The following is a 5782-nucleotide window of genomic DNA, read 5'->3' as shown; positions in this document are numbered from 1 at the left end:
AACATAGCTGTGATTTTTTTTAAAGTTTATTGAAAATCAAGTAATTCCGTTTCCTTAGTTCCTTCAGAACTACTCTTACAGCTATTGTGTTGATATTCAATGGAGTTGAATATGATAACGACAAAAAGAAATTTCCATTTAAAGCCGTTAAAACAAACTTTAAATGGAAATTTTCTACTTCATTTCTACCCAAATCACTACTTTGCACAAAGAAATAAGGGAGTATTACATTCCGTAAAAGAATGAGAACTTTCAATAATTGGTGGGAAAGTTTTTCATCTTACAAATGAAAACAGCATCGGCTCATTATTTTAGAAAGTCCTTATCTTTTTCAAGAAGAATCAACTCTTTACTTACATATAAATAATATTTGCAAAATAATTCTATGTATAGTCCTGAAGGTCAAAATAAAACAATCCCCTTGTTTTTACAGGAAAAACAAGGGGAACTGTTATTCTTTAATTTTATTTTCAGTTCTTCGGTCCTTTGCCAAAATCAGGATTTTCTTTATCCATCCATACACGTTCGTCATGCAAAACTTGTGGATTTTTTGCATTTGTACCTTGATATGTATAACCTTGTGCTTTATATGCAGCGATAGTTATGTCATGTAACTGATCTGATTCCAAAGGCTCCATAACAGCAAATCTTCTAGGGATAGGATAAGAGTCACCCAATTGTTCGTCAAATTCCTTACGCGGTAAAATGGAACTATTCTTCATAGGAACACCAGAACGCATAATGTTAACATATTGATCAATCGGTGCATTAAAATAATGGAGATATTCTTGGATATACACTTTTTCCAAATCAGAAGCTTTATCTCCACTTAAATTATAAGCCTCTTTCTTAAGCAGTTCTGTCAGCCATTCCTCTTGCAGCTTAATGGAAACATCATGAGGGTCATTTACATAAGGACTGTCATAATAAGGTATATGATTCTGACCGGCAACATAATCATATCCTTTTACTGAAGCAGTGATACCGTCTGTAAAATACTCTTGGGCACTTTTTTGTCCATTCCAAGTAGCTCCCAACAGGGTGAATTCAGCCAAGAAGAAATTGGTTTCCGCTGCCGAAAAATACAGACCATACCAGCCATATTGTTGAGTGTCCTGAACCGGAGTAACATCCGGAGCATCCGGATAAGTATATGTCAACAAACCTTTTACCATTTCTTGATTCCGGTAAGTACACGGATAATAGCTTTTCTTGGCACCAGCTGCCGAGTACAAAACAAACAATTGTCCTGTGGGGTCAAAATAATCCTCGTATTTGTCCATCTGTCCTGCACCTATTTCTACAGGAAGACCATAATAACGTACCCAAGGTTCACCTGGACCACCCCATTCTTTAAAGACTTTCTTTCCATTTTTAACCTCAGAAATTACATTCTTTTCTACAAAATCCGGCATTTCTCTTTTTTGATCAAAATAAGCCTGCACAACATTAGAATTGTAGTCATTCTTTTGGAAGAAATAAAGCAAACGCGGATCTTTGTTGTTTACCAAAAAGTCTATAAGATGTTGCGTACCTACTCCTACAGAAAAATCATTATTCCAATTGTTATCGAACTTACCCTTGTTATATACAAAGTCATCATCCGTAGTAGCAATTAAGCCAACAGGACTTTCTGCCACCTGTTTTACTATTTCAAAAGCACGGTTCCGGTCTTTGTTTATCAAACGGGCTGCAATTTTCAATTTCAAAGAATTGGCCAGTTTGCCCCATTTTTTCAAATCACCTTTATAAATAAAGTCCTGATTATTCAAAACATCTTTGATTTCGTTACTGCTCAGATAATTAATAGTCTGGTCCAGTTCTTTCAGCCATACTTCCAAAAGTTCCTCTTGAGTGTCATACTTAGGCAATAACAAAGGAGGATTGGTATATCTGGCTTGTTCTGCTTCTGTATATTGACGTGAGCCATATAGGTCGGCATCTTGGATACTTAAATAAACCAACAAAGGATTACAAAGATATTGGATATATTCATAAGTCGCTTTTTCCTCTTCAGGCAACTGGCTGATTTGATATCGAATCTCATTAGCATAACGAAGAACTTCGTTTACTTCATAACCACAACCATTGGCTTCATCAGTCGGACGATTTGAACGAGTTGTATTACCTCCTGATGAAACTGTTGTTTGCGACCAGGTAGAAAGATCATTAAATCCTCCAAACCACTGTGCATAATCTCCCGGTTGGAAAGAAGCCTCACATTTAGTGAACAGGAAACGAATATCAGGCTTTGTAATAGTAGACGGATCTGAATTTAATTCAGAGAATTCATCTACACAGGAAGTAAACATTACACTTCCTAAAAGCAGTGCGGCTGCTAAAGTTCTATATTTCATTGTTGATAATTCTTTTAAAGTTAACAATTAGAAATTGGCATTAATTGTAAATATGTAACTTGCCGTATAAGGCTCGAAACCACGAATACGGAACTCTGAAGCTGAATTAGAACGTACAGATTCCGGATTCAGGTTATTAGGTAATGAATTATACAGATATCCCAAATTACGTGCACTGAATGACAGGTTCAATCCTTTTGCACCCAGTTTGTGACTGATGCTATTAGGCAAACGATAATTTATAGTAATATTACGCAAAGCGATATAACTCAACTTGTGTACCCAAATGTCATCAATTGTCTGTGCTCCCCATGAATAATTATTTCCATACCATGAACCGGCATGAGTGGGTTCCAGTTTTCCTTCCTGTACCAGCTGTGCGTAAGACAGTCCGCTGACATCCATTTTTGTTCCATCCACCAAGGTTGCAATTGTTCCTTCTTTAAAAACACCTTCCGGAATCATACCATCAGTATATTGAATACCTTTGGAATCGGCATATTGACTAGTCCAAGTCATACCTCCATGTTCCGGGTCACGGTATTGCAAAGAGCTTTCTGTCCAACCGGCCTGAGTTCCGTATAAGTTACAGTAAGATGCCACCAAACCTCCAAAACGCATATCCAGTCCGACATTCAAACTTAAATCTTTCCAAGTTAACGTTGTTGCTACAGATCCCAGAAAATCGGGTGTCATGTTGCCCACTACTTCCGCTGTTTTGCTTTGTGCTCTATATGCGCCTCTCCAGCTGTCATCCCACTCCAACAAAGGTACACCGTTTTCATTACGTGCCTGAGTGACATCTGACATCAACACACCATAAGACTCACCGACTTTTGCTACAGAGCCGATATGATAGTCGTATGCGTTTACATAACCGGACAATTCAATATAGTTGGCAACATTAGGATGCAAGGATACAATTTTACTTCTGTTTCGTGTATAAGTGAAGTCCAGATCCCACTGCCAGTCTTTAGTTTTGATAGGAGTGGTATTTAATGCGATTTCAATACCTGAGTTTTGGATATTACCAGCATTTACCAACTGTTGGGTAACACCGGAAATAGCAGGAACATTGATTTTCATAATCTGGTCTGTGGTATTTTCCTTATAATAAGTGAAATCCAAATTCAAACGATTATTAAAAGTACGGAAATCCAAACCTATTTCCCATGAATTCTTACGTTCCGGTTTAAGGTCGGCAATCTTCATCAGTTTGTCCAGTTCATTGGTATAGATATTGCCGTCATACATTTCCATTGTGGCAAAAGAATACGTCTGATTGACAGCGTATGGGTCTGTATCATTACCTACTTGTGCCCATGATGCACGAAGTTTTGCCAAGTTAATCCATGAAGGCATACTTTCGCGGAAAGTTTCATTAATCAACCATGAACCTGATACAGAAGGATAGAAGTATGAGTGATTACCTGTACGATTGGCATATACCAATGCAGAAGACCAGTCATTACGTCCTGTAACATCCAAATAGAATTGATTCTTCCATCCTAAATTTAAAGCAAAAATGGCAGAAATAATTCTTTTGCTGCCCGATATGGTCGATTCGCTCTTTTTAGTCTTTTTTGAGTTCTCCACGAACCATTCTCCAGGCACCACCATTCCTCCGTCAGTTGATACTTTTGAATGTTGGGAAGAGGTGTTGTAATACTCAAATCGTGCGAATCCACCGAGTGAAAAATCTTTTATCTGCTTGCTGGCAGTAAAAGTTCCCCCTACGGTAAATTGTTCTTTTATATCTTGCGTAATACCATAATATCCTCCTTCGTTTGCATAACCGGAACCTAATTGCTTATCTTCTATAGAAGTATAATAACGGTTCATATTAGCGTCTGCTTTAAACTTCAGCCAATCTGTCATCTTTACATTTACTTCAAATGTAGGACGAATAACAGTTTCCTTCCGTACATAATCGTAATTATCTACTTTGAAGAAATAATTTTTAGCGCTGGAAGGAACCGAACCATATTGGTCACCATAGCTGGTACTGGCAATACCACCATGCTCACCTAAATATTTGTTCCGGAAATAATCTACGTCAAATAGCGGGTTAATCACATTGGTATTTGCATTGACAAACAATTCACCCGCATTCAGTTGTGCATTACGCGGTTTTGAGTTGGCAAAGCTAAAAGAAGCAGCAACATCCACCCAATCGTTCAACTTATGGCTAGCTTTCAACAACATGGAGTAACGTTCAAAAGTATTGTTTTCTGTTGTTGATTTGGCATTTTTATAAGATAAAGATGTATAAAATGATGTTTTTTCATTACCACCGCGAATAGAAACATTCGTGTTTGTATTGAATCCTAATTTATATAAATCCAGCATATTATTTTTACGTGGAGAATAGGTAGTCCATGTACCATCATAATTGCGGATTTGAGAGCCATCATATCTAGGACCAAAACCAAAGTTGGGTACTCCTACTAACGTATGTTCTCCATTCTGATTTACTGTAAACTGATGTTCATCCCACATACTTCCATTTTGGTCGGCATCAGATTGTCCCGGCATGTATCCTGGACCATATAAAGTTTGAATATCCGGAGTCTTGAAAGCATGGTCAATACCAAATGTTTGAGAAACGCTGATACCCAGCCCTTGTGTACCCTTACCGGATTTGGTGGTGATTACAACCGCACCATTCAAACCGCGGGAACCATACAATGCTGTTGCCGCAGCACCTTTCAATACTGATACAGTTTCAAAATCATCAGGATTTAAGTTTTTCAACTCATTACCATAGTCGCTGGCGTTGTTGGCACCTGCGTCCCAGTCTGCTGTCGTATTACCAGATACACCGTTATCCAGAATCACTCCATCCACCACATAGATAGGCTGGTTGTTGGAACTTAAGGTTGAAGCTCCACGAATCTGTATCTTGGTACCACCAAACAAACCACCATCTGATCCTGAGATTTCAACACCGGCTACTTTACCTTGCAATGCGGCTACCGGAGAAATGGTATTGGCAGCTTTTAATTCATCTCCCTTCACTTCAGTAACTGCATATCCCAAAGCTTTTTCTTCACGCTTCAATCCCAAAGCTGTAACCACAACTTCACCTAACTGTTGCGTATCATCTTTTAAAGTTACATCAATAGGCTGTCCGGTCCATTTTACTTCCTGTGTCTGATATCCTACAAAAGAAATAACAATGATATCTCCTTTTTTTACATTTGACAAAGAAAAATCACCGTCAAGTCCGGTAATAGTACCATTAGTCGTACCTTTTACTACTACAGATGCACCAATGACAGTTTCACCCGTAGCATCCTTGACAACTCCTGTACATGTACCACTTTGTTGTGTGATTTTCACGTCGGTAACGCCGGGATTGGCGACCGCGTATGCTGCTCCGGTAGAGGCACCCATTAGGAACAGCAACATACTGACTGATTTTA

At 38.4% G+C, this 5782-nt stretch carries 2 protein-coding genes; both read right to left on the bottom strand.

From position 1 onward, the window contains the following. Positions 1 to 470: 470 nt before the first annotated feature. Positions 471 to 2357, bottom strand: a complete 1887-nt coding sequence (locus AB5062_RS22335) for a SusD/RagB family nutrient-binding outer membrane lipoprotein (RefSeq protein WP_005846698.1) — start codon at positions 2355 to 2357, stop codon at positions 471 to 473. A gap of 27 nt (positions 2358 to 2384) precedes the next feature. Then, positions 2385 to 5782: SusC/RagA family TonB-linked outer membrane protein (locus AB5062_RS22330; protein ID WP_368326992.1), on the bottom strand; the 3398-nt coding region annotated here is incomplete at its 5' end.

It is taken from the genome of Phocaeicola sp. RTP21359st1_B8_RTP21360_211022 (assembly GCF_040911965.1).
GTDB classification, from domain to species: Bacteria; Bacteroidota; Bacteroidia; order Bacteroidales; family Bacteroidaceae; genus Phocaeicola; species Phocaeicola vulgatus.
The sequence above is the reverse complement of the archived record's forward strand: the minus strand, read 5'-3'. Positions and strand labels throughout refer to the sequence as shown.

Excerpts from the sequence above, each read along its gene's own strand:
- AB5062_RS22335 (WP_005846698.1), bottom strand. The coding sequence starts at position 2,357 with ATGAAATATAGAACTTTAGCAGCCGCACTGCTTTTAGGAAGTGTAATG.